The organism is Ornithinimicrobium carbonis, assembly GCF_050703245.1.
GTDB lineage: Bacteria > Actinomycetota > Actinomycetes > Actinomycetales > Dermatophilaceae > Ornithinicoccus.
The window spans coordinates 1,661,411-1,686,281 of the sequence record NZ_CP192647.1 but is presented as its reverse complement, the minus strand read 5'-3'; the positions used below and the strand labels follow the sequence as shown (position 1 = coordinate 1,686,281).

25 protein-coding genes and 1 pseudogene are annotated in these 24,871 nt (G+C 72.6%); 6 read left to right on the top strand and 20 right to left on the bottom strand.

All coding sequences use genetic code 11. The features are described from left to right. Window positions 1-182: 182 nt before the first annotated feature. The gene (locus ACQ95T_RS08420; RefSeq protein WP_425942848.1) at window positions 183-980 is read right to left on the bottom strand and encodes an LLM class flavin-dependent oxidoreductase; all 798 of its coding nucleotides are present in this window, start codon (window positions 978-980) and stop codon (window positions 183-185) included. A 232-nt stretch (window positions 981-1,212) separates the two neighbouring features. Then, window positions 1,213-2,550: a DUF222 domain-containing protein gene (locus ACQ95T_RS08415; RefSeq protein WP_431473750.1), complete on the bottom strand. Its 1,338-nt coding sequence runs from the start codon at window positions 2,548-2,550 to the stop codon at window positions 1,213-1,215. 343 nt (window positions 2,551-2,893) lie between these two features. Here ACQ95T_RS08415 and ACQ95T_RS08410 point away from each other — a divergent pair, with 343 nt between their 5' ends. Next, a complete protein-coding gene (locus ACQ95T_RS08410) occupies window positions 2,894-3,751 on the top strand; it encodes an alpha/beta fold hydrolase (protein ID WP_425941001.1) in 858 nt (285 codons plus the stop codon). 52 nt (window positions 3,752-3,803) lie between these two features. Here ACQ95T_RS08410 and ACQ95T_RS08405 read toward each other — a convergent pair whose 3' ends face one another. The 3 genes from ACQ95T_RS08405 to ACQ95T_RS08395 all read right to left on the bottom strand — a co-directional run bounded on the left by ACQ95T_RS08405 (window position 3,804) and on the right by ACQ95T_RS08395 (window position 8,162). After that, on the bottom strand, window positions 3,804-5,258 hold the full coding sequence (locus ACQ95T_RS08405) for a phage tail sheath subtilisin-like domain-containing protein (protein WP_425940999.1): 1,455 nt from the start codon (window positions 5,256-5,258) through the stop codon (window positions 3,804-3,806). 283 nt (window positions 5,259-5,541) lie between these two features. Further along, window positions 5,542-6,213 (bottom strand): LuxR C-terminal-related transcriptional regulator, encoded by a 672-nt coding sequence (locus ACQ95T_RS08400; protein WP_425940995.1) that lies wholly within the window; start codon window positions 6,211-6,213, stop codon window positions 5,542-5,544. Further along, entirely contained in the window at window positions 6,201-8,162 is a 1,962-nt protein-coding gene (locus tag ACQ95T_RS08395; protein ID WP_425940993.1) for a sensor histidine kinase, read from the bottom strand. The genes ACQ95T_RS08400 and ACQ95T_RS08395 overlap by 13 nt, the downstream gene beginning before the upstream one ends. A gap of 269 nt (window positions 8,163-8,431) precedes the next feature. Here ACQ95T_RS08395 and ACQ95T_RS08390 point away from each other — a divergent pair, with 269 nt between their 5' ends. After that, window positions 8,432-8,995, top strand: coding sequence for a DUF4386 family protein (locus tag ACQ95T_RS08390; protein WP_431473749.1), 564 nt, complete (start codon window positions 8,432-8,434; stop codon window positions 8,993-8,995). Window positions 8,996-9,616: 621 nt separating this feature from the next. Here ACQ95T_RS08390 and ACQ95T_RS08385 read toward each other — a convergent pair. The 12 genes from ACQ95T_RS08385 to ACQ95T_RS08330 all read right to left on the bottom strand — a co-directional run bounded on the left by ACQ95T_RS08385 (window position 9,617) and on the right by ACQ95T_RS08330 (window position 20,945). Beyond that, window positions 9,617-10,087, bottom strand: coding sequence for a hypothetical protein (locus tag ACQ95T_RS08385; RefSeq protein ID WP_425940989.1), 471 nt, complete (start codon window positions 10,085-10,087; stop codon window positions 9,617-9,619). Window positions 10,088-10,137: 50 nt separating this feature from the next. Further along, entirely contained in the window at window positions 10,138-11,268 is a 1,131-nt protein-coding gene (locus ACQ95T_RS08380; protein WP_425940987.1) for a hypothetical protein, read from the bottom strand. A gap of 12 nt (window positions 11,269-11,280) precedes the next feature. Then, window positions 11,281-13,161 (bottom strand): zinc dependent phospholipase C family protein, encoded by a 1,881-nt coding sequence (locus tag ACQ95T_RS08375; RefSeq protein ID WP_425940985.1) that lies wholly within the window; start codon window positions 13,159-13,161, stop codon window positions 11,281-11,283. 289 nt (window positions 13,162-13,450) lie between these two features. After that, window positions 13,451-14,263: a hypothetical protein gene (locus ACQ95T_RS08370; protein ID WP_425940983.1), complete on the bottom strand. Its 813-nt coding sequence runs from the start codon at window positions 14,261-14,263 to the stop codon at window positions 13,451-13,453. Then, window positions 14,260-15,336, bottom strand: coding sequence for a hypothetical protein (locus ACQ95T_RS08365; RefSeq protein WP_431473748.1), 1,077 nt, complete (start codon window positions 15,334-15,336; stop codon window positions 14,260-14,262). Before ACQ95T_RS08365 ends, ACQ95T_RS08370 begins: the two co-directional genes overlap by 4 nt. Further along, window positions 15,237-15,854 (bottom strand): FAD-binding oxidoreductase, encoded by a 618-nt coding sequence (locus ACQ95T_RS08360; protein WP_431473747.1) that lies wholly within the window; start codon window positions 15,852-15,854, stop codon window positions 15,237-15,239. Before ACQ95T_RS08360 ends, ACQ95T_RS08365 begins: the two co-directional genes overlap by 100 nt. A 138-nt stretch (window positions 15,855-15,992) precedes the next feature. Then, a complete protein-coding gene (locus ACQ95T_RS08355) occupies window positions 15,993-16,385 on the bottom strand; it encodes a type II toxin-antitoxin system VapC family toxin (protein WP_425940981.1) in 393 nt (130 codons plus the stop codon). Beyond that, window positions 16,382-16,654 (bottom strand): type II toxin-antitoxin system VapB family antitoxin, encoded by a 273-nt coding sequence (locus ACQ95T_RS08350; RefSeq protein ID WP_425940979.1) that lies wholly within the window; start codon window positions 16,652-16,654, stop codon window positions 16,382-16,384. The genes ACQ95T_RS08355 and ACQ95T_RS08350 overlap by 4 nt, the downstream gene beginning before the upstream one ends. Before the next feature lie 47 nt (window positions 16,655-16,701). Next, a complete protein-coding gene (locus ACQ95T_RS08345; protein ID WP_431473746.1) occupies window positions 16,702-17,835 on the bottom strand; it encodes a N(5)-(carboxyethyl)ornithine synthase in 1,134 nt (377 codons plus the stop codon). Between the two features lie 147 nt (window positions 17,836-17,982). Continuing rightward, on the bottom strand, window positions 17,983-20,163 hold the full coding sequence (locus ACQ95T_RS08340; protein WP_425940976.1) for a glycoside hydrolase family 3 N-terminal domain-containing protein: 2,181 nt from the start codon (window positions 20,161-20,163) through the stop codon (window positions 17,983-17,985). A 95-nt stretch (window positions 20,164-20,258) separates the two neighbouring features. Beyond that, a complete protein-coding gene (locus ACQ95T_RS08335; protein WP_425940974.1) occupies window positions 20,259-20,396 on the bottom strand; it encodes a hypothetical protein in 138 nt (45 codons plus the stop codon). 129 nt (window positions 20,397-20,525) lie between these two features. After that, entirely contained in the window at window positions 20,526-20,945 is a 420-nt protein-coding gene (locus tag ACQ95T_RS08330) for a MarR family winged helix-turn-helix transcriptional regulator (RefSeq protein ID WP_425940972.1), read from the bottom strand. Window positions 20,946-20,983: 38 nt separating this feature from the next. On the opposite strand from ACQ95T_RS08330, the pseudogene ACQ95T_RS08325 reads away from it, so the two are divergent. The 3 genes and pseudogenes from ACQ95T_RS08325 to ACQ95T_RS08315 all read left to right on the top strand — a co-directional run. Then, window positions 20,984-21,805, top strand: a pseudogene (locus tag ACQ95T_RS08325) (methyltransferase family protein); the annotation flags it as partial. 76 nt (window positions 21,806-21,881) lie between these two features. Next, window positions 21,882-22,112, top strand: a complete 231-nt coding sequence (locus ACQ95T_RS08320) for a methyltransferase (protein WP_431473808.1) — start codon at window positions 21,882-21,884, stop codon at window positions 22,110-22,112. Further along, window positions 22,109-22,507: a DUF1304 family protein gene (locus ACQ95T_RS08315; protein ID WP_425940968.1), complete on the top strand. Its 399-nt coding sequence runs from the start codon at window positions 22,109-22,111 to the stop codon at window positions 22,505-22,507. The genes ACQ95T_RS08320 and ACQ95T_RS08315 overlap by 4 nt, the downstream gene beginning before the upstream one ends. 52 nt (window positions 22,508-22,559) lie before the next feature. Here the strand turns inward: ACQ95T_RS08315 and ACQ95T_RS08310 are convergent, their stop codons facing one another. Together ACQ95T_RS08310 and ACQ95T_RS08305 are read right to left on the bottom strand one after the other, a co-directional pair. After that, a complete protein-coding gene (locus ACQ95T_RS08310) occupies window positions 22,560-22,907 on the bottom strand; it encodes a hypothetical protein (RefSeq protein WP_425940966.1) in 348 nt (115 codons plus the stop codon). A 59-nt stretch (window positions 22,908-22,966) separates the two neighbouring features. Then, window positions 22,967-23,728, bottom strand: coding sequence for a hypothetical protein (locus ACQ95T_RS08305; protein ID WP_425940964.1), 762 nt, complete (start codon window positions 23,726-23,728; stop codon window positions 22,967-22,969). Here ACQ95T_RS08305 and ACQ95T_RS08300 point away from each other — a divergent pair. Further along, the gene (locus ACQ95T_RS08300) at window positions 23,727-23,930 is read left to right on the top strand and encodes a hypothetical protein (RefSeq protein ID WP_425940963.1); all 204 of its coding nucleotides are present in this window, start codon (window positions 23,727-23,729) and stop codon (window positions 23,928-23,930) included. The genes ACQ95T_RS08305 and ACQ95T_RS08300 overlap by 2 nt on opposite strands. Before the next feature lie 324 nt (window positions 23,931-24,254). On the opposite strand, the gene ACQ95T_RS08295 is transcribed toward ACQ95T_RS08300, so the two are convergent. Continuing rightward, entirely contained in the window at window positions 24,255-24,575 is a 321-nt protein-coding gene (locus ACQ95T_RS08295) for a putative quinol monooxygenase (protein ID WP_425941030.1), read from the bottom strand. Between the last annotated feature and the right edge of the window lie 296 nt (window positions 24,576-24,871).

Below are 24,871 nucleotides of genomic sequence, written 5' to 3'. Positions count from 1 at the left end.
GCGCCGACGAGCTGTCACGGGCGGCGTCGATCCACCACCCGGCGTCGTCGCCGGTCCCATCCGTCCACGGTATGCGTCATGCGCCGCCTCCTCGTCGCCATCGCGGTGGTGTGTCGTGCCAAGGCACACCTGGGGCGTCGCGAAGGAGCTGGTGCACGCTCAGCCGGAGCGGGTGCACGCGCTCAGCCGGAACTGGTGACCGGGCCCTCCCGGACCAACGCGTCGACCTGGTGCTCCCACCGCTCCTCCGTGGGAGAGACCGAACGGACGAGCCAGGTCGCTCCGGCGTCGGCGTACTCCTGCACGGGCACGCCCGACGCGGGGTCCACCACGACGTCCCAGCCCGGGCTGGCCCCGGTGCCGTCCAGGGCCAGGTAGTCGGCCAGCTGCGCCGGGGTGAGGTGGTCGTCGCGACCGATCGGCACGATCCCGTCCCAGCGACGGGCCCGGGCCAGGGGCCGGCGGTGGGGCGCCACCCCGGCGACCCAGATCGGCGGCCGGGGCTGCTGCACCGGGCGTGGGTGCAGGTCGGCCCTGACGCGGTAGTGGTCGCCGTCGACGTCCGTGGGGCCGCGCAGCAGCTGGTCGACGACGTCGAGCGCCTCGTCCAGCATCGCGGCGCGTAGGCGCGGGTCGGACTCCTCCCCCAGGTCGGCGAAGTCCCGGTCCGGCGGCTCCCCGAGGCCGACCCCGAGCACCGCCCGGCCGTCGCTGAGCCGGTCCACCGTCGTGAGCTGCTTCGCGACGGCATAGGGGCGTCGGCGCGACAGCGGGGTGACCAGGGTGCCCAGGCGGACCGTCGCCGTCACGGACGCCAGCGCCCCGAGCATGACCCACGGGTCCAGCGGGGCCGCCCCGGGCCGCCACTGCACGTGGTCCCACAGGAACACGCCGTCCCAGCCGCTGACCTCGGCCTCCCGGGCCCAGCCAACGACCCGGGCAGGATCGGTGAACGGGGGGATGTTGATGCCGAACCTCATGACCCCAGGCTAGACACGCGAGAGTCCGGGGCGCCGCATACGGACCTGTCGTCCACCCAGACTCACCGGGCATGCCCGGGGCATGCCCGAGGGCCGGCGGTTCGGGAGGCACCCGGGCACGGCTGCGCCCGGCGGTGGGGGATGAGACCGGGCACGGCCGCGACCCGCTGTTCGGGGATGAGATGGGGCATGGGTGTGGCCCGGCCGGTGGTGGGCCGGGTGCGGGGCGGGGTCATCTCAGGTGCCAGGTGGTGCCGTGGGCGGTGATGGTGGCGGTGAGCCCCTTGTCGTGGACCCAGGTGTGGTGGCGTGGGCAGAGGAGGGCGTAGTTGGACAGGTCCGAGCGGCCACCTCGGGCCCAGGGCACGATGTGGTGGGCCTCGCACCAGGTCGCCGGGACGGTGCACCCGGGGATGGTGCAGCCGCGGTCGCGCACGGCCAGGCGCAGGCGCTGCCCGGGGGTGACCAGGCGCTTGCGGCGGCCCTGGTCCAGCACCTCACCCTCGCTGCCCAGGACCATCGGGACCAGGTCGGCCTCGCACGCCAGCCGGCGCACCGACTCCGCGGCGACCAGGTCGCCCTCCAGGGTGGCGCCGCACCCGGGCACGAGCCCACCGGTGTCGGCCAGGTCGGCGCGCAGGGTGTCCAGGTCCATGGTCACCACCACGGTGGCCTTGGGCGTGGTGGGCTCACCTCTGGTGCCGGCCACACCGCGGCGCAGCACCGTCATCAGCGCGTCGTACCGCCGTTGCCCGGGGGTGCGGGTGTCCTGCTGGCCGGTGGCCTCGACCTCCTCGGCGGTGGCCGGCGCGGCCAGGGGTGACCTCAGGATCGCGCGGACGGCCTGGTAGTCGCCGTCCTGCCCGAAGGTCATGATGATCCGCTGCACGGATCCGTCGGCCAGGGACGACTCGTGCACGTCGCGCAGCTGGTGCTGGGCCCGGCGCCGCTCCTCGTGCTCCTTCTCCGGCAGGCACGCGGCCAGCAACCGGCCGCTCACCCGGGCGACGTCCCCCTCCTCGAACACCGGGTTGCACCCGGCGTCGGCCAGCAGCCCCACCGCCTGCTCGTAGTCCTGCGGGGACAGCGCCCCCCGGATCCGGGCCAGCGCCCGGTGCAGGCTGGCCGCCCGGGCCAGCGGCATGCCGCCGGACAGCACCCCCTCCAGCAGGGGTGCGTGCACCCCCTCCTGCCCGGCCCGGGCCAGGCGCACCAGGTCGTGCAGCACACCCCGGGGCACCTCCGGGCAGCGGGCGCGCAACCAGTCGGTCAGGGTCATCCCGGCCGCGGTGGGCAGCCCCCGGCCGGCGGCCTCCACCGCCAGCCGCACCCGAGCCCGCTCCACCGCCCCCGCCACCACCGACACCGCACCCAGGGCCGCGTCCAGCTCGACGTCCTGCACCAGCGCCACGTCCTGAGCCGCCAGGTCGGCCAGGGTGGCCTCCCGGCCCGCCTCCCGCAGACACCCCACCACCCGCTCCCCCGGCAACCGCGCAGCGGGCAGCCGACCCTCCCCGACCAGCGCCCCCGCCGAGGTCCGCAGCACCTCCCCACCCCAGGACTCCCTCATAGGACAAACGTACGAGACGGGTCCGACACACCTGCCGTCTCCTTTGTCATCTCGCAGGGCCAGACACCTGCCGTCTCCTCCCCGGGCGACAGCACCTGCTGGCACGCCTTGGCAGGGACAGGGTGCGGGTGCGCGACGCCGATCACCCGGGTGCATCATGGAAGCACCAGGAGGCGTTCCATGACGACAAGGGCTGGCAAGGATGAGCAGAGGAGCGTTGCCGGTGGCTGTCGGTGCCGCCGCCATCGGAGCTGCTGCGATCGGCGCCGTCGCGGTCCTGGGGAGGGGGTTGCTCCGCAGCCGACCGGCCGTGCCACGTCGCTCAGGTGCCTCCTCGACAGGGATGGACTACCTCGCGCTGGGTGACGGACCCCGCACCCTGCTGTTCATCCCCGGCGGGCCGGGCAGCGAGATCCCGACCGGTCCCATGGCCGGCGTGATGACCCGTCAGCACACCCCCTTCGTCCGCGCCGGCTACACCGTCTGGATCGTCACCCGCCGTCGTTCCATGCCCACCACCCACACCGTGGCCGACATGGCCGACGACCACGCGCAGTTCATCGAGGAGCTGCTCGGCGGGCACGTGGACCTCGTCGTCGGCGAGTCCTACGGCGGCATGATCGCGCAGTACCTCGCGGCCCGGCACCCCTCGCGCGTCGGCAGGGTCGTCCTGGCCCTGGCCGCGGCGACCATCAGCGACGAGGGGAAGGACCTCGACGTGCGCTGGGCGACCGCCCGCGGGGAGGGCCGGCACGCGCAGGCGGGCGAGGTCTTCCTCGAGTATGTCGTGCCCGGACCCGGGCGGGCCTGGCTCCGCCGGGCCCTCGGCCCGGTGGCGGGCCAGCTGTTCGCCCGCTCGGCCGTCCCCGCCCAGGACCTGCTGGTGGAGGCCCGGGCCGAGGCCGCCTTCGACGCCCGCGACGTCCTCGCGCACATCCAGGCACCTGTCCTGATCCTGTGCGGCGACGAGGACGAGTTCTTCTCCCCCGCCGCCGTGCAGGAGACTGCGGACCTCATCCCCGACGCCACGGTCCGGCTCTACGAGGGCAAGAACCACGTGGGCGCGGCGATGAGCGGCCGCATCCCGACGGACGTGCTCGCGTGGATCGAAGCGGACGGGGCATACGCGGCGGACGGGGCATACGCGGCGGACGGGGCATACGAGGCGGACGAGACCAACACCGCGACTCCCCCCTCCTGACCGGACCGGACGAACCAGCGCCGGCGCACGTCGTCGACACCCCCCGCCCCGCTCACCACCTCCGGCGCGGCCACCGCCTCCGCCGCTTCCCCCGCTCCCAGCGCACCTCCACCCCGCGCTCCCGCGCCATCCGCTCGATCAGGTGGCTCACCTCCTGGTTCGCGTACTTGTCGTGCGCGTCCCGCACCTCCGTCCGCTTCCCGAACAGCGCGTCCGCCTCGTCGAAGAGAAGCACCTCGCCCGTCTCCTGCGCCCGGTCGAGGAGCCGGGCGAGGTTCTTCTCGGTCTCCCCGACGTAGCGCGACACGACCCGCCGCAGGTCGACGCGCCGCACGGCGGCCGGCTCCTCGACGACGGCCGGGACCACCAGGCTCGAGGCGACCGGAGGGGCGGACTCCGCCGGCGGCATACCCTCCCCCGACGCCACCGGGGTCTGCAGGGTCACCGTGTGCACCGCGAACTCGGCGGGCCGCACAGGGGCGAACCACAGCCGCACCACGACCCGCCCGGTCAGCTCGTCGGCCTCGGTCATCGTCTCCCCGGGTCCGCAGCGGACCCCGTACGCCTGCTCCGCCTTGGCCCCCTGCAGCCCGCCCCGCCGCCACAGCTGATCCAGGAAGTCCTCCGTCAGCTGCCGGACCCGCCCCCACAGCGCCGGCTCGCTCCGCTCCTCCTGCACGAATTCCAGCCCGGTGGTCACCGAGCCCAGCACGTGGTCGGTGAGCCGCCGCACGCTCAGGTAGCGCACGAACGGGTCCGCCGCCAGGGCTCCTGCGAGCGTCCGGCCGCCCCAGACGACCAAGTCCCGGCCGGGCAGATCGCGCAGCGGGTTGACCCCGGCCTGGACCAGAAGGTCCACCTGCGGGCCCGCCAGCGTCTCGGCGAGCCCGTCCACCCCGCGGAGCTCGACCCCGGCGGGCGCCTTCCACACCCCACGCTCCGCGTCCGTGCGCGCGACCACCCCGGCCACCGCGCCCGACGGCGGCACGCCCACCCCGCCGACGACGACCCAGGGGTGGTATGCCGTCGCCCGCTCCCGCTCCTGCCCCACCTGCTGCAGCGCGGACTCGGGCACGGGTCCCCACGGGCCGGGCGGCAGGTCGAGCAGCAGCACCGCGCGGCGTGCCGCGCACCACCCGAGCGCGACACCCACCTGGTCGGGGTGGGCCGCGGTGAGGCCGGGCAGCGCCAGCACGGTGATCCCGGTGCCGTCCAGCGCGTGCAAGCCCCCCGGACCCTGCACCGGCACCAGCTGCTCGGGCGCCGGTCCGGCCGCTCGCACGACCACGGCGCTGCTCCCGCCGTTGGCGAAGAACAGGTCGACCGCGTGGCCCAGCGGGCGGTCCGCGTCCAGGCTGGGCCCGAAGATCGCGTGGTAGTGCCCCGCGCTGGCGACGGTCACTGGCATGTCGACCGGCCCGGCGTCGGCGGCCCCGACGAACCCGGTCACCGACGTCGGCAGCGGCTGGATCGGGGCGCCCGCGGTGCTGGGCTCGGTGTGCGGCATACGCCATTCAAGCGCCGAGCGCGCCAGGGCGCCACCACTCCGCCGGAGGGGGTGGTGGCGGTGCAGGGCTCCTCGCTCAGTCGCTCTCGTCCAGGCTGTGAATGCTCGTGCCGTCTGGGTCGACGAGCAAGAGCACCGGCTCGGTGGCCGACCCGCCCCGCACGACGACCACGGTCTCGCCCCGGTGGCGGGTCAGGGTCGGGGTCGGAGCAACCGCGCTCGGCACGGCATGACTCGAACCCGGCCCGTCATCCACGGCCCCGAGCAGGACACGACGTGCGGCTCAGCGGCGCACCGCCCCTCCCTCACCCGTCTCCGGGCGAAGCCCCAGCCAGGTCAGCACCGCCAGCACCCGTCGGTGCTCGGACGACTCCCGCAGCCCGAGCTTGACCATGATGCTGGCGACGTGGGTCTCGACCGTCCGGTCGCTGAGGCACAGCCGCGCGGCGATGCCGGCGTTGGTGCGCCCCTCGGCCATGAGGGCGAGCACCTCGCGCTCCCGCGGCGTCAGCAGCGTCAACGGGTCGGCCCGGCCACGACCGCGCAGCAGGGTGGTCACGACCTCAGGGTCCAGCGCCGACCCGCCGGCGGCCACCCGCCGCAGCGCCTCGAGGAACTCGTCCACGTCGAGGACCCGGTCCTTGAGCAGATATCCGAAGCGCCCGCGGGCGACGAGCTCCACGGAGTGCCGGGACTCGACGTGCTGGGAGAGCAGCACGATGCCGAGCTCGGGCCACCGCTCCCGCAGCACCCTGGCGGCCCGGGCACCGTCGTCGGTCAGGTCCGGCGGCATCCGCACGTCGACCACGGCCAGGTCGGGATCGGTTCGCTCCACCGCCTCCACGACCGTGGGCGCGTCACCGGCCCTGGCGACGACCTCGTGGCCGGCGTCCTCCAGCAGACGGCTCAGCCCCTCGCGGAAGAGCACGGAGTCCTCACCGATCACGACGCGCACGGCAGCTCCGCCTCGACGACGGTCCCGTGCCCCGGCGGGCTGGCCACGCTCAGCGAGCCGCCGAGCGCGGCCACCCGGTCCGCCAGACCGGACTGCGCCGCCAGGGTCGCCCCGCCCCGGCCGTCGTCGCTGACCCGCACCACCACGTGGCCGTCCAACCGCTGCACCTCCAGCCCGATGTGGCTCGCCCCGGCGTGCTTGACCGCGTTGGCCAGCGCCTCGCTGATGACGAAGTAGGCTGTGGTCGCGATGTCGTCGGGCAGCACCGCGTCCTGGACCCGCAGGTCGACCTCGACGGGGACCGCGCGCACGAGGCGGGCGAGGGCGGCGGGCAGCCCGTCGTCGAGGCTGCTGGGGCGTATGCCGTGCGCCAGCCGGCGCAGCTCGGCCACCGCGGTCCCCAGCTCGGCGACGCACTCGTCGAGCAGCTCGTCGACGTCCACCGTCCCGTCGCCCAGGTGACGCTGGGCCAGCCGGATGCTCATGCCCAGGGAGACGAGGCGCTGCTGGGCCCCGTCGTGCAGGTCGCGCTCGAGGCGTCGGCGCTCCTCGTAGCCCAGCTGCACCAGCCGTGCCCGGCTGGACTCCACCTGGCGCAGCGCCTCCGCGAGCTCCAGGCGCAACCGCACCATCTCGACGAGACCCGCGGCCCGTCGTCCGACCTGCTCGAGCAGCTCCTCGCTCAGCTGGACCGTGCCGGGCACCAGGGCGGCCACCTGCTCGCCGCCCACGCTCACCGCCACGCCGCCCGCGACCACCTCCCGCCCGTCGACGGTCCGGAAGCCAGCACCTCCCGGCGCCCGGTAGCCCACACGCAGTCCCGGGTCTCGGAGCGCGGTGCGGAGCACGTCGTCGAGCTGCTCCGGCGCAGCGTGCCCGGTGCTGATGTCGCTCTGCAGCCGCTCCAGCGCCGCGTAGGCCGCCCGACGCAGCGGGTAGATCCGCCGGTCCACCTGAGCCTGCAACCGGGCCCGCAGCGGTGAGAGCAGCACCGCGCCCAGGGCGGTGGCCGTCGCGGCGGCCAGCGGGGACTCCCGCCCGAGGGTCACGCCGGTGAGCACGGTCGCCACGGCATACAGGGTGAGCAGGGTCGCCGAGACCAGACCCCAGGTGACCGTCCCGGCCAGGGTGCGGTCCACGTCGTACAGATCGTGGCGGAGCATGGCGATGCCGGTGGTCGCCGGGATGGCGACGAGGCCCGCGAGACCGACGGCCGTGCTGAGCCACAGAGGTCGCCCCCACACCGCGATCTCGACGAGGCAAAGCAGCGGAAAGGCGGCCACGAGCAGCCCGCCGACGGCCAGCCAGCGGATCTGCCGCCGCTGCCGCAGGTCGCTGCGCCGATGGCGCCGCACCAGCGAGAGCGCGCTGGCCAGCGCCAGGAACAGCACGACCACCAGTGCCAGCAGGGACAGGGCGTCCAGCCAGGCCGGCACGGGCCCGAACGGCCGCGCCAGGCCCTCCAGCGGCTCCCGGAACGGCTCGTCCGCCAGTGCCCCACGGGCCTGCAGCACCAGCACGCCCGCGACGAGCACCCACGGCACCCAGCGCCACCGCCGCGACGGCAACCGTCCGTCCGGGAAGTGCAGAAGGAGGAGGGCGACCGTGGCGAGGACCCACCAGGCGCTCTCGGCGAGCACCGCGACGAGCCAGGCCAGCGTCTCTGCCAGCTCGGGACGGCCGCCCAGGACCCGCCGGCCGACGTCGGCGGTGACCGTCACCATGACCGTGAGGCCGACGAGGATCAACCAGGTGCCCACCGGGTTGCCTCCGGTGCCCCGCGCGACGAGCAGACCCAGCACGGTCGAGAGCGGCACCACGGACACCCCCACCGCGAGGGCGAGCAGCGTAGGGGGCGTGGGGGCCATCAGGCCGAGCACGAGGGCGGCGATCAGCATCCCGCCGGTGAGCAACGCACCGGCCGTCGCGAGTCGACGCGGCCACGTCATGGGTCAACTCTAGGGGTGGCCCGGGCGCCGGGCCTCCGTGCTGGCACGGGCGTGAACACCAGCGCTGGCCACGATGTGCCCGGTCGCTCCGATCCCTAGCGTCGGCAGGAAGGGACCACGCACCAGGAGGACGTCATGACCACCGCGCACGGCAAGGAAACCCGCACCGCCACCTCGCCCGCCACGCCGACCCCAGGGCCGCCCCGCCGAACCGGCACACGCTGCCCGCTGCCGCGCTCATCACCGGGGCGCTCACCATCGTCGTGCTCATGGTCTTCGTGCCCTGGGGGCAGCGCAACGACCTCAGCTACGCGTCACTGGCGCCGATCCGCGACGCGGCCTGGGCCGGTCTGCTCGCGGACGCGCTGGCCATGGTCGCGGTCGGTACCGGTCTGGCCGTGGTCGTCGGGGGTCTGGTCCGCGGCCGGGGCCGTGCCTGGGCCACCGCGGGCGGCGCGCTGACCTCCGTCGGCGCGGTCGTGTTCGCCCTCGGCGCCTCGGCCTTCGCCTCGCTCGTCTGGCATGCCACCGACCCGGCCGTCCTCTCCCCCGACCAGGGGACGGCGCTGCTGGCCCACGCCGAGGCCAACCCCGGGCACGGGCTGCTCCTGCACATGGTCGGGTTCCTGACCTTCACCGTCGGCACCCTGCTGCTGGCGGTGGCGCTGCTGCGCGCCGGGACCGCGCCCCGGTGGCTGCCCGCAGCCGTGGTCGTGCTGACCGTCCTGCTGTTCGCGTTCCCCGGACGTCCGCAGGACTTAGCCCAGGCCGCCCAGATGCTCGTCTTCGCGGCGATCGGGGTGGTCTACCTGCGGTCCGAGGATCGTGCCTGAGACAGCAGGCGCGCCCCGCGGCGCATGCCGCCCCTGGTAGAGGAACCTCGGCCTGCCGCGGACGTGCCGCACCACGGGGCGGACGTTCGGCGCGTCGTGCAGCTCGCCGACGTCCACCCCCTTGACGCGCGGTCGGGTATGCAGAGCAGCTCACCCGGGTGGGGACCGGCACCGACGTGCACCACCTCGAGGGACCGACCCTTCGCGCGCGTGCCCGAGGACGCGGCCGCCTTTCCGAACCGGACCGGCTCACCCGGTGCGTCGCAGCGTGACGCGGGGTGCCTGCAGCCGGGGGTTCATCCTCGACGTCTCCCCCGGCCCGCACCGCACCGCGTAGGCCTCGGGCACCACACGCCGCCGGAGGGGGTGGTGGCGGTGGGGGCTGGCGGGTTCCCGTTCGACGGAGTGACATCGCGCACAGGCGCCCGTTGTTCTCCCGTGTCCACCCGCCCTGGGCCGCGCGTCACTGCACGTCCCCGTCGCACGAAGGCCCCGGGTCGTACCGCTGCTTCGGCAGCCGGCTCGTTCATCGCCATGGACGGCGGCTGCACCGTCACCACCTACGTCTGCACGTTTCGGTCGGCCGGTCGACGTGGGTGACGACGGCCTGGAACGGCGCGCCTAGCCCGGCATCGCCGCCTCGGCCAGCTTCTCGGCTCCTTCGAGCAGCGACGTGCGCAGGTCGCCCTCCTCCAGCCTCGCTCCGACGGAGGCGAAGACGATCGCCCCGACCATGCGGCCGGAGCCGACGGTCCACGGGTCGGGCATCGGTCCGTCTGCGGTCCGTGGGTCCGGCCAGGGCCATGGCCACCTCCGTGGCCACGGCGTTCCGCACCAGTCCTCGATCAGCTGGTCGACGAACGCGGCGGACTCCCCTCGGACCTCTGCCTCGACCGCCATCCTGGTGACCGCGTGAGCCATCTCGGCGGCACCGACCAGAAAGGCGTCAGGAGGGGGCAGAGGTGGCAGGGGCTGCGGATTCAGCGCGACGGCATCGGCTCGTGTCTTCACGACGGAGTAGCGCGGGACGATGACGTCCCACACCTCCGGCCGTACCCGCGAGATGATCGTGAGCAGATCGATCGAACGCATGCGTCCTCCTGTGGATTTGTTGGTGACCTGTCGTCGACGGTGAGGGGCGCCTACCCGGTCAGCACGATGGTCACTCCCCCGGCGACCTCGGGCTCGGGCATGTTGTCGTCGGTCGCGGTGAGGGTGAGGGCGACCGCCTCGCCACGTCCGAGTCCGAGGTCTGGCGTGGTCATCGTCAGACGGCTCTGGCCCGTGTGGGTGTTCATCTCCCGGTAGCGCTGCACGAGGTCCCGGTTCGCCGCCATGGTCGTCCTGCCGGCCGCGACCGCGTGCAGGACCTCGCGCAGGGCGCCCTCCAGCTCTCGGACGTCCGCCGGGTCGGGGCCCTCCGGGTCGTGGGTCGACAGCATCAGGCTGTCCTCCTCGGGCTCCAGGCCGACGTCCCCCGGCGACTCCACCACGTCGATCCCCGCCTGACGCAGCAGTCCCTCGCGGCGGAACTCCCGGGCCGGCGTCACGTCGGCCAGCACCGGGTGCTGCAGGGCCAGGAGTTGCTCGGGCTCGAGCGCCTGGAGCAGAAGCCGCAGCCGCGCGGTGGGCCGGTGCACCACGGTGAAGCCGAACGGCTGCGCCTGACCGACGATGTGCAGGTTGTGCTGGGCGATGTGGCGGTCGAGCCGCGGGTCGAGCGCATGGTCGTCGAGGGGCAGCTCCAGCGGCGAGAACGAGAAGGCTCGTGCGAAGAGGCACTTGTGCCCCGACTCCGAGGCCGGGACCGTCCAGCGGAAGTCCACGGAGGCCGAGCCTCCCGAGGGCACCCACGCCGCCGGCACCGTCTCCAGCCGGGTGAGCCGGGTGGCGTACCGGACGTCGAAACCCAGGGTCGGGTCGGTGAGGAAGAACTCCACCTTGGCGCTGGGCACCGCGAGGTCACCCCGGTTGCGCAGCAGGGCCGTCAGGACGTAGGTCTGGCCGGCCACCAGCGTGGTCGTGTAGGCGCCGGTGCTCGTCACGGGTCGGACGAGGAGGTCCGGCGAGAGCCAGAAGGTCACGCCAGGAAGGGGTCGGACGCCCTCGTCGGCGCTGTAGGAACGCAGGTAGAGGAAGGAGCTGTCGTGGAACATCGTGGGCGGCCTGCGGTCCCGCTCCCGGAACAGACCGGCCAGGTCGGAGACCGACTCCTCGTCGTACGCGGCCCGGCGGCGTTGCACCTCGTGCAGGTACTCGCGCAGGTCAGACATGGCCGACTCCTCTCAGGGCAGCACGTGGAGCTCGACCTCGGTGGGGTCGCCCGCGGAGTCGTGCGTCCGCAGGGGGGACGGTTCGTGGGGCGTGTCACCCGGTTGTGCCCAGCACAGGTAGCCGTAGCCCCGGTCGGAGTCCAGGTTGAAGTCCGGGATCCTCGCCCCGCGGAACCACCGGTCGTACAGCTCGGCGCTGAGAGCGAGCGCGTTGCCCAGCGTCCGACCCTCGAGCAGGGCCAGCAGCTCGTCCTCGTCGGCGGTGCCGGTCGCTGCCAGGTCGACCAGCTGCTCGACGAGGTCCCGGTCGAGCGGGATGCGCCCGAAGGCGGGATGGGTGGCGGGCTGGGTGAAGTAGCTGGCCGGCGCCGGCCGCACCGCCCGTTTCTCCCCGTCCGTGAGCGGGTAGATGAGGTGCCGCTCCTGGTGGAAGATGACGGCGAGGGGATCGGGCAGGAGGTCGGCGGTGAAGCGCAGGAGCGGCTCGAAGGGGGCGACGTCCCTGGCGTCCACGCCGGTCGGGTCGTCCTGGTCCGGCGACGCGAACTGCCGCAGCCGCGGCTCGGTCAGGTGCTCCACCATCGGGAACCCGAGGCCGTTGAGGCTCAGCGCGAGGCGGAAGGTCTGGAAGGCGTTGTACAGCTGCTCGTAGATCAGGCACGCGGCATACCGGATGGTCGCGGTTCCGAGCGTCGCCAGGCCGCCCGCCACCGCGTCCGCGATGGCTGCCGCGGCGAGCACCGCCGCCGCGACGGCCGCCGCCAGGGCGAGGAAGATCGAGAGGATGCCGAAGCCGGACGTCTTGTCGATCGCGTCCTTGAGGAAGTCGCCGACGTCGCCGAGGTTGTCGACCGCCTTGTCCCACACCTCGCGCAGCTCGGCCGTCAGCGAGTAGGGAACCGGCGGCGGCAGGGTGCCGGTCTCGGTGAACCCCTTCATGAAGCGGTACCAGAGCCGGTAGGTGTCGTCCACGTCGCCTGCGGTGATGCGGGTCGCGTAGTCGGGGTCGGGGTCGCCGTCCTCCTGGAACACGGCGTTCAGGGTGTCGGCGATGAGGGCGCAGAGGTCGGGCGGCATGACCGTGTGCGCGTCCGGGTCGGGACCCCCGTCGAAGTTGAAGTTGTAGAGATGGTGCAGCTTGGAGTGGTTGAAGTCGACGCCGAACTCCTGCAGCAGGTTGGAGACGTCCTGGTAGTTCTCACCGGTCTTGTGCCGCTGCGCCTGGCTCCGGTAGGGACCGCCGCAGTAGAGGTTGACGTAGGCGTGGCCCACCGTGTCGGCGGCGACGTGCGTGAGGTAGCCGAGGGCGTAGAGGTGCTCGGGTCCCGAGGCCCCCCGCGTCGCCTCGAGCAGCGCTGACGCGAACTTGCCGGTGCGGCGGTAGTGCATGGCGTCGAACCACCACCACTCCCCCTCCCTCTCCCCGTCGCGGTACGGGTGGGAGACGAGGTCGAAGAGGTTGAACTCGCTGACGAACCGCTTGAGCGCCTCGCTGAGCAGGGCCGCGAAGCCCTGCAGCACCTGGTTGAGGTCGTCGAAGGTCTGCTGGATCTCCGACAGCAATGACGAGTCCTGGATCACGTCGTCGGCGAACTCGTCGAAGGCGGCCAGCGCGTCGAGCACGGGCTGGGGGACGGCGTCCAGCAGCATCTTCTCGAAGTCCGCGATGAAGTCGGCGACGTCGTTGTAGGCCGCGACGAACGTGGCCAGGGTCCCGCTGACGTCCTTGGTGTTGAAGAAGAACGGGTCGGGACCGTGGCAGCCGACGAAGTAGTAGGGCAGGTTCTTCGGGTCCGCGAGCAGGGACTGCAGGTCGGCATACTCCGCGGGCGTCAGGCTCTCGCCGAGCCCTGCGTCGGTATGGATCGCGCCCTTGAGTCGCTCGGCGATCATGTGGTGCAGCGCAGGCCCTGGCATGAGGTCCCCCGACGGTGGGGCGGTCGCAGACGACTGCGAGATGACACTTCAGGATGGCCCCGTCCGCCCCGGCGTGATCCAGGCGGACTCGGCGCGACTCAGTGCACTCCTCAGTATGCGAGCACGTCCGGAGCACGCGCAAGAGGCATCTGGCCACGGAGACAGGGCGTTGCCGCCGCACGGCCGGAGGCGCCACCCGGTCGGCGCTGGGGCGGAGGATCGGTGCTCGCGCGGAAATCCCGGTCGCCGCTCGGGGCCGGACAACTCAGTCAGCGCTCGCGCGGAAGCGGGTGCGCAGACCCTGGGAGTCGTAGGTGTGCCGCGCCGCAGTGACCCGGTGGACCCGCTCGTCGACCCACGGGGCGACCCCCGTCACGGAGACCGTGCACCCCACGACGGGAGCAGGGGTGGCCACGGTCTCACCCGTGACGTGCGTCCGGGGTGCGTCGTCGTCCCCGTCGGCGTGGCTGGTGCGGACGCTGGCCGTGACCAGCTCCTGCCCGAACCGGAGGCCCAGGTGGGCGGACGACCGTCGACCCGGAGGGCCCTGGTGCAGGGTCTGGCCGTGCACCCACAGGTCGTGACCGACGGCCTCGGCCCGGGTCTGCAGGAAGGCGAGGTCGCTGACGGCCTCCTGGCGCACGAACCGGTGCACCCCGGGGAGGTCGTCCACCTGGGCGCCCAGGCCGTGCTCGGCCGCGATCCGGCTGACCAGGTCGGTCTCACCGACGTCGTGCCAGGTCCGGGTGCGGGGGCCGGTGCGCAGCCGGCCCAGGCCGTCCTCGACGTCCACGAGCACCACCGGTCCACCGTCCTGCGGCCGGCGCACGTTGATCGCGCGCACGGTGCCCTCGAACCCCCACGCGGCGTCGTCGGGCTCGAAGGTGGCACCGACGAGGGCCCCCAACCGCAGCCCCGGGCCCTGCCGGGGGTCGCGCAGCAGGTCGGACGAGAGGGCGACGCGGAGCCTCAGACGCCCAGGATGCCGCCGCCGCTCATGGAGGACGAGCCCTACCAGCTCGCGTGCGAGGAGGGCGGGCGCGACGCCGTCGACCGTGACCATCGGCCTGCTGCTCATGGGCGCTCCTCGGGCTGGGGCCCGTACCGCACCCAGAAGCTGTTCTGGAACCGCAGCCCCGGGTCGTACCTCCGCTTCGTCGCGACGAACTCCTCCAGCCGCGGATACGCCTGCGCCACCTGCTCCCGCGTGTAGTGCTGCTGGTACGGCAGGTAGAACGTCCCGCCCAGCTCCAGCGACGACGCCACCAGCGCCCGCGTCAGCGACGCCATGTCCTCGTTGCCCGCCTCGCTGACCTCCTGGCTCAGGTACAGCACCACGGAGAACCGCTCCCCCTGCGCGTAGTCCAGCACGACGTCCTCCCGGTGCACCGACCGGATCGAGGCGCTCAGCAGCTGCGCGTCGTGCTCCCCCAGCTGCGCGCGCAGCTCGTCCAGGAACGGCACGATCTGCTCGTGCGGCAGGAAGTACTCGTGCAGCACGTCGGTGTACTGCGGCAGCCGGTTGCGCAGGAACCCCAGGCTCTCGTACATCGCCTGGTTGCGCGCCACCATGCACGCCTCCATCTCGCGCAGCGCCTCGTTGCGCGACTCCAGGCACCCGCGCACCCGCGGCAGCACGTGCTTCTGGGCGCCCCACTTGACCCGCTGCCCCAGGTCGCCGGTCCGGGCCAGGTTGAACACCAGCCGGCTCGTGCGGTCCGACGCCCGCTCCCTCAGCGGCGGGACCTCCTCGTCGGTGCCGGTCCTCTCGTAGGTGTAGACGATCGCCTCCTGCAGCAGGCTGCCCGGCGCCGTCGACAGGTGCGTGTAGGTCAGCCGCACCGCGTCGTCGCCGGCCACCTGCGCGGCGAAGACCTCCGGGAGGTCGCGGTGCTCGATCGTCCTGCTGCGCAGGCGGTACATCTCGCTGTCCACCAGCTCCAGCTCCACGTCCAGCACGACGCCGAACAGCCCGTACCCGCCCACGACCGCCTCGAACAGCTCCGGCTCCACGTCCGGACTCACCCGGTGCACCACGCCGTCGGCGGTCATCACCCGCAGCGAGCGGATCGTCGACGACAGGCTCCCCGCGCGGAAGTCCAGCCCGTGCGCGTTGACCGAGACCGTGCCCCCGACGCTGAGCACGTCCACGCTCGGCATGGTGGCCACCGACAGGCCGAGCGGGTGTGCACCGCCTCCAGCACCTGGTGCCAGGTCGCACCGGCCTGCACGACCGCCGTCCGCTCCCCCTCGTCGACGGTGACCGCGTCCAGGCCGCGCATGTCCACCACCAGCCCGCCGGGGTAGGACGCCTGCCCGCCGAGGGCGTGCTGCGTGCCCCCGACGGAGACCACCAGGTCGTGCTCCTGCGCGAAGGCGAGCGCGGTCCGGACCTCCCCCTCGTCGCGGGGGCGAGCGACGCCATACACAGGGGTGCGGGTGAGACAGCTCGCGTCCGTCACCGTCCCACCCTGCTGGGCCAGACCCCCCGCGTATGCGGCCGCGCCCGCCCGCGCGGACGTGCGGCTCAGCCCCTCGGCCGGCAGGGGGTCGACCGGGCTGACCACGCAGTCCTTGGCCGCCACGGGCTCCCCCGACCACACCGCGTACTGCGGTCCGCCCACGACGAGGACCACGAGGAGGGCGAGGACGACGACCGACCACCGCACCAACCTCCGGCGCCGCGGTCGGTGCGCCCCGGCAGCACGCCACGTCGGCGGGCGGGGCGATGACATGGCCGGCCGCTCAGCTCGCCGTCACGGTGCTCATGACCCATTGAACACCTGCGCGGACCGTGACGGTGCTCGCTATCCCGCCCGCTCGACCCCCGCGGCGGCGAAGTCCTGCCCCTTGAAGAGCATCGGCTCGCCCGTGACCCGGTGCAGGGCATAGGCGAACGTGTCACCGAGGTTCAGCCGTGCAGGGTGCCCGCTCCCCCGCCCGAAGTCCGCGTAGGCCTGACGCGCAACCTCCGCCTGCCGAGCGTCGAAGGGAACCACCTCCACGCCTGCTGCACCCAGCAGGTCGTCGAGGCGTCGTCGCTGCTGCGGACTCGTGCGGATGTCGAGCACGATCCCGGCCTCGACGAGCGTGGCGGCCGAGATCTTGGGGGCCGTCGCCGACACCAGTGCCTCGAGAAGCTCGTCGCCGTCCTCCTCGCCCACGAGGATGGCGACCAGGGCCGAGGTGTCGAGGATCACCGCGGCAGGCCCTTCTCGTCGTACAGGTCGTGGTCAGCGCTCGTGATGAGGGACACGTCCTCGTCGGTGAGGTCAGCACGAAAGGCGGCGACCACGGCCCGTGCCGCGTCCAGACGCTGCTCACGAGCCGGGTCGGCCACGTCCTCGCCCAGCGTGGCGAGCCGGGCGGCGACGGCCTCCTCGACGGCGCTGGTCTGGGACCGTCCGGTGCGTCGGGCCAGCTCCTTCACGAGGGCATGGGTGCGTTCGTTCTTGATGTTCAGTCCCATGTCGACCATTCTACCCGGGTTCATGGAAGATCGGTAGACGACGGGGTCTAGCGGGTGACGGCCTCGGCAGCGCGCTGGTGCGGATAGGTCGCCTCACGGCCCTGGAACGCCAGGATCGCCGGGTTGCGGATCACGCCGTCCTGGATCTCGACCGCCCGGTCGACCGTCGGCTCCGCCGCCCACGCCTCCGGACCCGACAGGACCGTGCGCAGGTGCGGGAGCAGCGCGGCGCTGATCTCCCAGGTCGCCGAGTTCCACAGGTAGGACGGGGTGTGGTCGACGGCGTAGTAGGTGATGTTGTCGCCCACGACGAAGGTGGGCTCGTCGAAGGTCGTCGGCCGGGCCCAGCTGAACCCCATGCCCTCGTCGCAGGAGACGTCGACGACCAGGCTCCCCGGCCGGAACAGCGCCAGGTCCTCCTCGGTGAGGAAGGTCCACGGGGCCGCGGTGTCCTGCAGGACGCAGTTGACGACGATGTCGTTCTCGGCGAGGTAGGGCGCCAGCGGGACGGGGCCCTCCCTGGTGACGACGGTCGTCAGGGCCGGGTCCTCGTCCTGGTCGAGGTGGACGATCTCCACGGAGTGGATGGGCGAGGCGACGGCGGCCACCTTGCGCTGGGTGAGGACCCGGACGTCGGTGATGCCGAGGGCGGTCAACGCCGTCACCGCACCGCGGGCCGTGGCGCCGAAGCCGATGACGACGGCCCGCCGCTTCGGGCCGTAGCTGCCGGTCGAGCCGATGAGCTCCAGCGAGTGCAGCACCGAGCAGTAACCGGCCAGCTCGTTGTTGAGGTGGAAGACGTGCAGCAGGAAGCTGCCGCTGCGCGACCAGTGGTTCATCGCCTCGAACGCGACCAGGGTCTGGCGCCGGTCGACCGCCTGCTGGGTGAGCCCGGCGTCCTGGACGCAGTGCGGCCACCCCCACACGACCTGCCCGTCCCGCATCTCCGCGAGGTCCTCGGCCTGCACCTTGGGCAGCAGGATGACGTCGCACTCCGCGATCAGCTCGGCGCGGGTCCGGACGCCCCCGACGAGGCCGGTGAGCGTCTCGTCGCTCACCCCGAAACGGGCGCCGTAGCCCTCCTCGAGGAAGATCCGGGACCGCAGGTCCTCCTCGACCGAGTGCAGGTGCTCGGGGTGGATCGCCAGCCGGTGCTCGTTCTCCTTGCGGGAGCGGGCCATCACTCCCACCGTGAGCAGGGGTTCCACTGTCGCGGTGCGCGGAGACGTGTCTGACATGGCGCGGCCTCTGAGAGGGAGACCTGGACGGTCTCGCTGCTCAGAAGCCTAGCCGTCGTTCCCGCAGACGCGTCGCAGGTATGCCGCGCGTCAGCGCTGCGCGTACGTCAGGCCGTGGCCGTACTCGTAGAGCGCACCGTCCGCCGTCCCGGCGTAGCCGGGCACGTCGCTCAGCTGTTCCGCCACGGCCGCCGCGGTGGCCGGCAGGGCGAAGGGCAGACGCCCCCGGGGTGGGACACGTCCCGACAGGACGTCCAGCCTCGCGGTGTCGCTGATGCCGAAGGTGGCGACGATCGCGCCGGCGTCGCGCAGCCCGCTCTCCTCGTCGAGCACGAACGGCTGGCGGAAGTAGACGTCGAGGACGACCCTGGTCGGGTCGCCGACCTCGGCCAACACCTCCTGCACCGTCCGCAGGGAGGGACGGACCGTCCACGACTCCGCCTCCTCCATCCCGGTGAAGTCGAGCACTCCGCTCTCCCACGGCAGCGGTCCGCCGAACGGCAGGCCGTCGTCGGTCGCCTTCTCCGCGCCGTAGGCCACCCCTGCGTCGGCGGCACCGTAGGGGCTGCGCCCGTCGAGCCCGCGCACGCCCGGGAGGACGACGGGGTTGATCCGCCCCGGGTGCATCCCGGAGTCCGGGTCCGCGCTCCGGTAGTCCGCGGTGCCCTGGGTCAGCGCGCTCAGCGTGATGAGCACGTGGTCGACGCCCGCGGCGCTCGGACGCTCCTGCGCGTTGCCGTCGACGACCCGGTAGCCGTAGGACGCGAGCACCTCGGTGTCGACGGCCCCGAGGACGTACACCGTCGAGCCCTCGCGCAGGGGCAGCGCGGCACCGCTGCCGTCCGCCCGGTCCCGGTTCTGCAGCAGCACCACGGACCGCCGCTGCACGTCCTGGGCCACCGCCTCGTGCTCGGCGTCGGAGAGCACCGCGTCGGCCGCGTCCTCGTCGACGTACGGGTTCTCGAACAGCCCGAGCCGGAACAGCGGCTCGAGCAGCCGCCGGCAGGCCTCGTCGATGCGCTCCTGCGTCACCAGGCCGGACCCCACGAGCGACGTCACGGTCCGCGGGTCGTGGAACCCGGACAGCACGTCGGACCCGGAGTTGATCGCCGCCGCCAGGCGCTCCGGCACGCTCTTCTCCTCCAGGCCCCAGGCACGCTCGGTGACGATGCCGGTGTCCGAGTTGACGTAACCGGTGAAACCGAGGTCCCCGCGGAGCAGCCCCGTGACCAGCTGCCCGCTGAACGCCATACCGATCTGGTCGAGCTCGACCCCCTCGTGGGTGACGTCCATCGGCACGCCGTAGTAGGGCATGATCGCCGCCGCCCCCGCCGCGATCGCGGCCCGGAACGGCTCCAGGTGGTCCCCGAACCGCCCACCCGGGTAGACCTGGGTCTTGCCGAAGGAGTAGTGCGGGTCGAGCCCGCGCTCCTGCGGCCCGCCCCCGGGGAAGTGCTTGACCGTCAGGGCGACGTCGCTGCCCGGGCCGAGCGAGGACCCGTCCACCACCTCCGGGCCCTGCAGGGTCTGCAGCAGCGCCGTCACGATCTCGCTCGTGAGGGTCGCGTCCTCGCTGAAGCACTCGTGGGTGCGGTACCACCGCGGCTCGGTGATGAGGTCGACCATGTAGCCGTACATGCCCCGCAGACCGATGGCGTGCCACTCCGCACCCATGACCTCCGCGAAGGCGACGACCGGCTCCATGCTCCCCGCGCCGAGCGCTGCCGCCGCCAGGCCCGCCTCCTTGGGGAATCCGGTGAAGGCCCCGTGGCTCTCGTTGATCCCGGCCCGGGCGTCGGGGTCGATGTGGTTGCGCGCGTTGGACTTCGCCAGGACGGGGATGCCCAGGCGGCTGTCCTCGGCCAGCTCCTGCAGGGCGTTGAGGTAGACGGCGGCCTGCCGGGGCGTGACCGAGGAGCCGGCGATGAACGGGTGGCTGTCGTCCCCCTGCGTCTCCTCCCCCGGTGGCGCGACCACGTTGCGGAAGATGACCCTGCGCAGGTGCTGCTCGCCGACGTGGTCGCGCCCGATGTCGGTGACGGTGCCGCCCCACCCCGCGTTGACCGTGTCGATGAGCATGAGCCCGGCCTTCTCCTCCAGCGTCATCCGGCCCACGAGGTCCGCCGCCCGCTCCGGCGGGGGCAGCCGCCAGTCCTCGTAGGGCGACAGCTGCCCGTCGCCGTCCAGGTCCCGGAAGGACATGCCGTCGACCTCGATCGGCGAGCGCGACCGGGTGCCCAGGACGGGCTGGTCAGGTGTGGTGCTCGGCATCTGGTTCCTCCTGGGTGGGGACGTCGTCCGGGTGCCCGTCGGCGCCCCCGACGACCACCCACGTCAGAGACTAGACGGCACGTCCGTCACCCGTCTCAGGTCCGCGGGGAGTCCCGCCCCGCCCGCCGTCGACGCACCGCGGCCGCGGCCTGCCTCGTCGCCAGCCAACGCACGAGGAGGAACACCCCGACGGCCACGGCGACGATCAGCACGATCCTCCAGATGTCGTCCACGCAGCGCTCCTCGGGTCGGGTCGAGACCAACATCCTAGGACCCGCTCGCCGGTCGGCCGGCGCCTCTCGCCGGTCGGCCGGCCCCGCTCGCCGGTCGGCCGGCGCCGAGCTGCCGGGTGCTGCCAGGGGTCAGCGCTCCATGTCGGTGATCTCCCGCAGCCTGGTCAGGGCGGTGCGCAGGTGCGCCGTCAGCTCGGCCCCCAGGTGCTCCTCCCACTCGCGCTCGACGCCCGCCACCACCTCCTGCGCGCGGCGGGTGGCCGCACTCCCCCTGCGCGTGAACCGGATGAGCCGCGAGCGACCGTCGGTGGGGTCGGGCACCCGCTCCACGAGCCCCTCCCGCTCCAGCGCGGCGACCAGCATGCTCGCCGTCTGCTTCGTCACCTGCGCCTGCCGCGCCAGGTCGGTGAGCCGGGAGCCGTCGTCGGCGATGCGCTGCGCGAGGCGGGCCTGCGCCACCGTGACGTGGTAGCCGGCGTCCTGCATCGTCGTGACGACGCGCTCGTCCATGGCGCGGTAGGAGATGAACATGAGCGTGGCGAGGTCCATCGGGTGCCCCTTGACAGTGGTCAGCAGTGCTGACGATAATGGTCAGTGACGCTGACCATCATAGAGGAGTCGCCATGACCAGGCTCCCACCCACCACCCTCCTGAGGGCTGCCGCCTCCGTGCGCGCAGCGCTGCAGCGGGTCACCGGCCGGATGGTGCCGCCCGAGGTCGCCCTCCTGGAGCTCGCGTCGGGTTTCATGGCGTCGCGCACGCTCTTCGCCGTGGCCGAGCTCGGGGTCGCCGGCGTGCTGGCCGACGGTCCACGGTCGCCGGCCGAGGTGGCCGCCGTGCTCGGCACGGACCCGGACGCGACGTACCGGCTGCTCCGGGCCTGTGCGGCGTGGGGTGTCTTCCGCGAGGGTCCTGACGGGCGGTTCGCCCTGACCCCGACCGCCGACCGGCTCCGGTCGGGGACGGCGGACTCCATGCGCGACGTGGTCCTCATGCTGGGCCACCCCGACTACCAGCAGGTATGGGGTGGGCTGGCCGGGAGCGTGCGCACCGGCACCCCGGTGGCCGAGCACACGCTGGGACGGTCGCTGTGGGAGCACCTGGACCACGACCCGGCGTTCGGCGCGACCTTCGACGACGCGATGAGCCGGCTCACGGCCCTCGACTGGCCGACCGTGGCCGCCGTCTACGACTTCTCGCGGTTCTCCACGATCGCCGACGTCGGCGGCGGGCACGGTCAGCTGCTCGCCCTGATGTTGTCCGCGGCGCCGACGGCGCGCGGCATACTCCTCGAGCGGGAGGCGGTGGCCCGCCGCGCCGAGGAGCTCCTGCGCACGGCCGGTGTCCTCGACCGCGTGCGGATCCAGCCGGGGTCGTTCTTCGACGCAGCCCCCGACGACGCCGACCTCTACGTCCTGCGGCGGGTGCTGCACGACTTCGACGACGAGCAGGCCGCCGCGGTCCTCACCCACCCTACGCAGCCAGATGCCCGACGACGCGACTCTGCTGGTCGTGGAGAGCGTCGTCCCGGCCGGCAACGCACGACACCTCGCCAAGGCCCTCGACCTGGACATGATGGTCTTCGTCGGGGGCCGGGAGCGCACCGACGCCGAGTGGCGCACGCTGCTGACGTCCACCGGGTTCGAGCCGCCGCGCATCGTGCCCACCCTCTCCTCCGTCTCGCTCCTCGAGTCCTCCCCCAGGAGGTCGTCATGAACATCGTCGCCCAGCTGTGCGCCGGTCTGGCCGCACTCACGCTCATCGTGGTCTTCCCCCTCGAGGCCTTCCTCATCGACCGGCCCTGGGTGCAGCGCTTCCTCCAGATCGAGCCCGAGGGCATCCGCAACGTGCACCTGTGGTCGTTCTGCCTGGGCGCGCGCAACGCCCTCGCCGGGGTCGGCACGCTGATCGGCCTGTTGATGGTCAACGTCGGTGATGCACGGACAGGGACGGTCGTCGTCGTGGTGGGCTGCATCTACATGCTCGTCGCGTCGCTGTTCATGGCCGCCGCCGACGGACTCGGCTACTGGCTCCCCAGGGGCGGCAGCATCAAGGGCACGATCGGCTCGTCGATCCTCCCGGCAGCCGCGCTGGTCGCCCTCGCCGTCTAGGTGTCCCAGGCACCCCCGCGCCAGGGGACAGAGTCGTCCACGGCTACCTGCGTCAGACGCTCTCGTCCAGGTTGTGGACGCTCGTGCCGTCCGCGTCCACGCGCATGAGCATGGGCCTGGTCGAGGAGCCGCCGCGCACGACGACCACGGTCTCGCCCCGGTGACGGTCGACGATCTCCTCCAGCCCCGCCGAGCCGTCCCCGAGGTCTCCGTGACCGCTGTGGCAGGGCACGCCGAGGTCCTCCGCCAGCGTCTCGACCGGGCCGGTGTCGGGCACGTCGTCGGCGGCGTACACCGCCTGCACGCGCTCCCGGTAGAGCTCGGAGGCCAGCCACGTGACGTCGTTCAGCCCGGGCGGGGTGAGCAGGATGATGCGCGCCGCGCACTGGAGGTCGCTCATGCTGCGACTGTATCCACCCCCATGCCACTGAGACCGGCGGCTGCCAAACACGTGGGCGGTCAGTCGATCGGCTCCACGGTGAGCGCCACACAGAACCGGTTGTCCGGGACGTCCTCGAAGCCCATCGCCTCGACGCTGACAGTCTGTCCCGGCTTGACCCGCTCGGCGTAGTAGTACAGCTCGCTGACCCGCTCGTCGGTGTCCAGGTCGATCACCTCGACGGTCCCGATGACGTCCGCGTCGTCGGAGCCGTCGTTCAAGACCTTCACCACCGCCGTGGGAAAACCGTCCTTGATCGGACAAGCGGTCACGGTGGCGTAGTAGTCCCCGTTGACGACGTCCCAGCCATCCGTCTCGGACTGAGGTGCCGGCGGCTCCTCCACCTGAGCGGGGCGCTGACCGGAAGCCCCTGCCCACCCGGCCGCACCGAGCCGGACGAGCACCCTCTCGAGCTGTCGCTGGCTGGACGCGGCCACCGCCCACGTGGGTGCCACGTGCGCGGTCTCGGTGTACTCGCGCACCATGCCGGCATACTGCGACCGTTCGTACTCGTACAGGCTGACCGACTGGCCGTCAGAGGTGGTGCACACCGTGACGGTGAAGTCGTTGCCCACGTGGTCGGTCGTCGTCCACGGTTCGTTGCAGGTCTCCAGACCCGCCGCAGCGGCCATGCCGCTGGAGACGGTGGCTTCGCCCTCGGCAAGAATGTCCTGGCACTGCTTGTCCAGCTGTTCGCTGATCGCCGCTTCAGACACTTCGACGATCTGGTCCGGATCCCCGGGCTGGAGTGGTTCGAGGTTCTCGACGATCGTCTCGGTCATGAGATCCAGGATCGATTCGCGGCGGTCCTGCCAGTCCTCGCACATCGCGGGGGTGACATCGCTGATGGCGGAGGTCACCGCGTCGTCCACCATCTCGCGGAGGTCCGCCTCCGTGGTCTCCGACGTGGGTTCGACCGTGGTCTCCGCGGTCGCGGCCGCGGACGCGGTCTCGGTGGCAGCAGGAGAGGGCGCGGGCGGCTGAGGCGCCGTGTCTTCGTCCGTCCCCGGCGAACACGCGACCAGCACGAGAACCGCGGCACCTGCCGTCCACGCACGTGCTCGCTTCGTCACCCTCGGTCCCTCCTGCCGGTGGGCCCCTCCCACCGTCGATCGATGGGATGGAATCTACCCCGGACTACCGACGAGCCCCTACCAGCCGCACGATCCTCGTGCAGGGGCGCACCCTGGACCCTTGGCACGACCCTGACTCATGAACCACACCTACCGCCCAGATGACCCGCGACCCAGCCATGAGCGCCGACAACCTGAGCAAGACGCACACGGCGACGGAAACACCGCCGGACCGTCAGTCGATCTTCAGCTCGCCCATCTCGTCCCAGCCGTCACCCTCCACCTGGCGGGAGACGATCTTGGGGGTCCCGGTGATGTGGGGACGCATGGCGTCGATGCCCTGCTGGAAGTGGGGGCTCTGGACGTGGGCGGCAGCGCCCTCGTCCGTGAACGCCTCCACGAGGACGTACTCGTGGGGGTCCTCCACGCTGCGGGACCACTCGAAGAAGAGGTTGCCCTCCTCGGAACGGCAGGCGGAGGTGTAGTCGGCCACGATGTCCATCCATCGGTCGGCCGACTCGGGCTTGACGGGGAACTTGACGACGATGAGGTACATGCCAGGCATGCTCCCCAGGCTCGCCCTCGCCGTCAAGACCACACACGTGCGCCGGAGGGGTTGGCGGGCAGGGCCGGAGTCGCTAGCGTGGCGCAGATCACACAGCGTTCGCTGACCTGCAAGGAGGCAGTCCGTGAGCCAGACCCACGACGCAGACCGACGAAGTGCCAAGGACCCCGAGGACATCAAGCGCGACACCAGCGCGACCGTGGCCGGCTCACCCGCACAGCTGAGCGAACGGCAGCGTGCCATCCTCGTCCGGCTGCTGCGGGTGGCCTATCCCCACGACTCCTTCC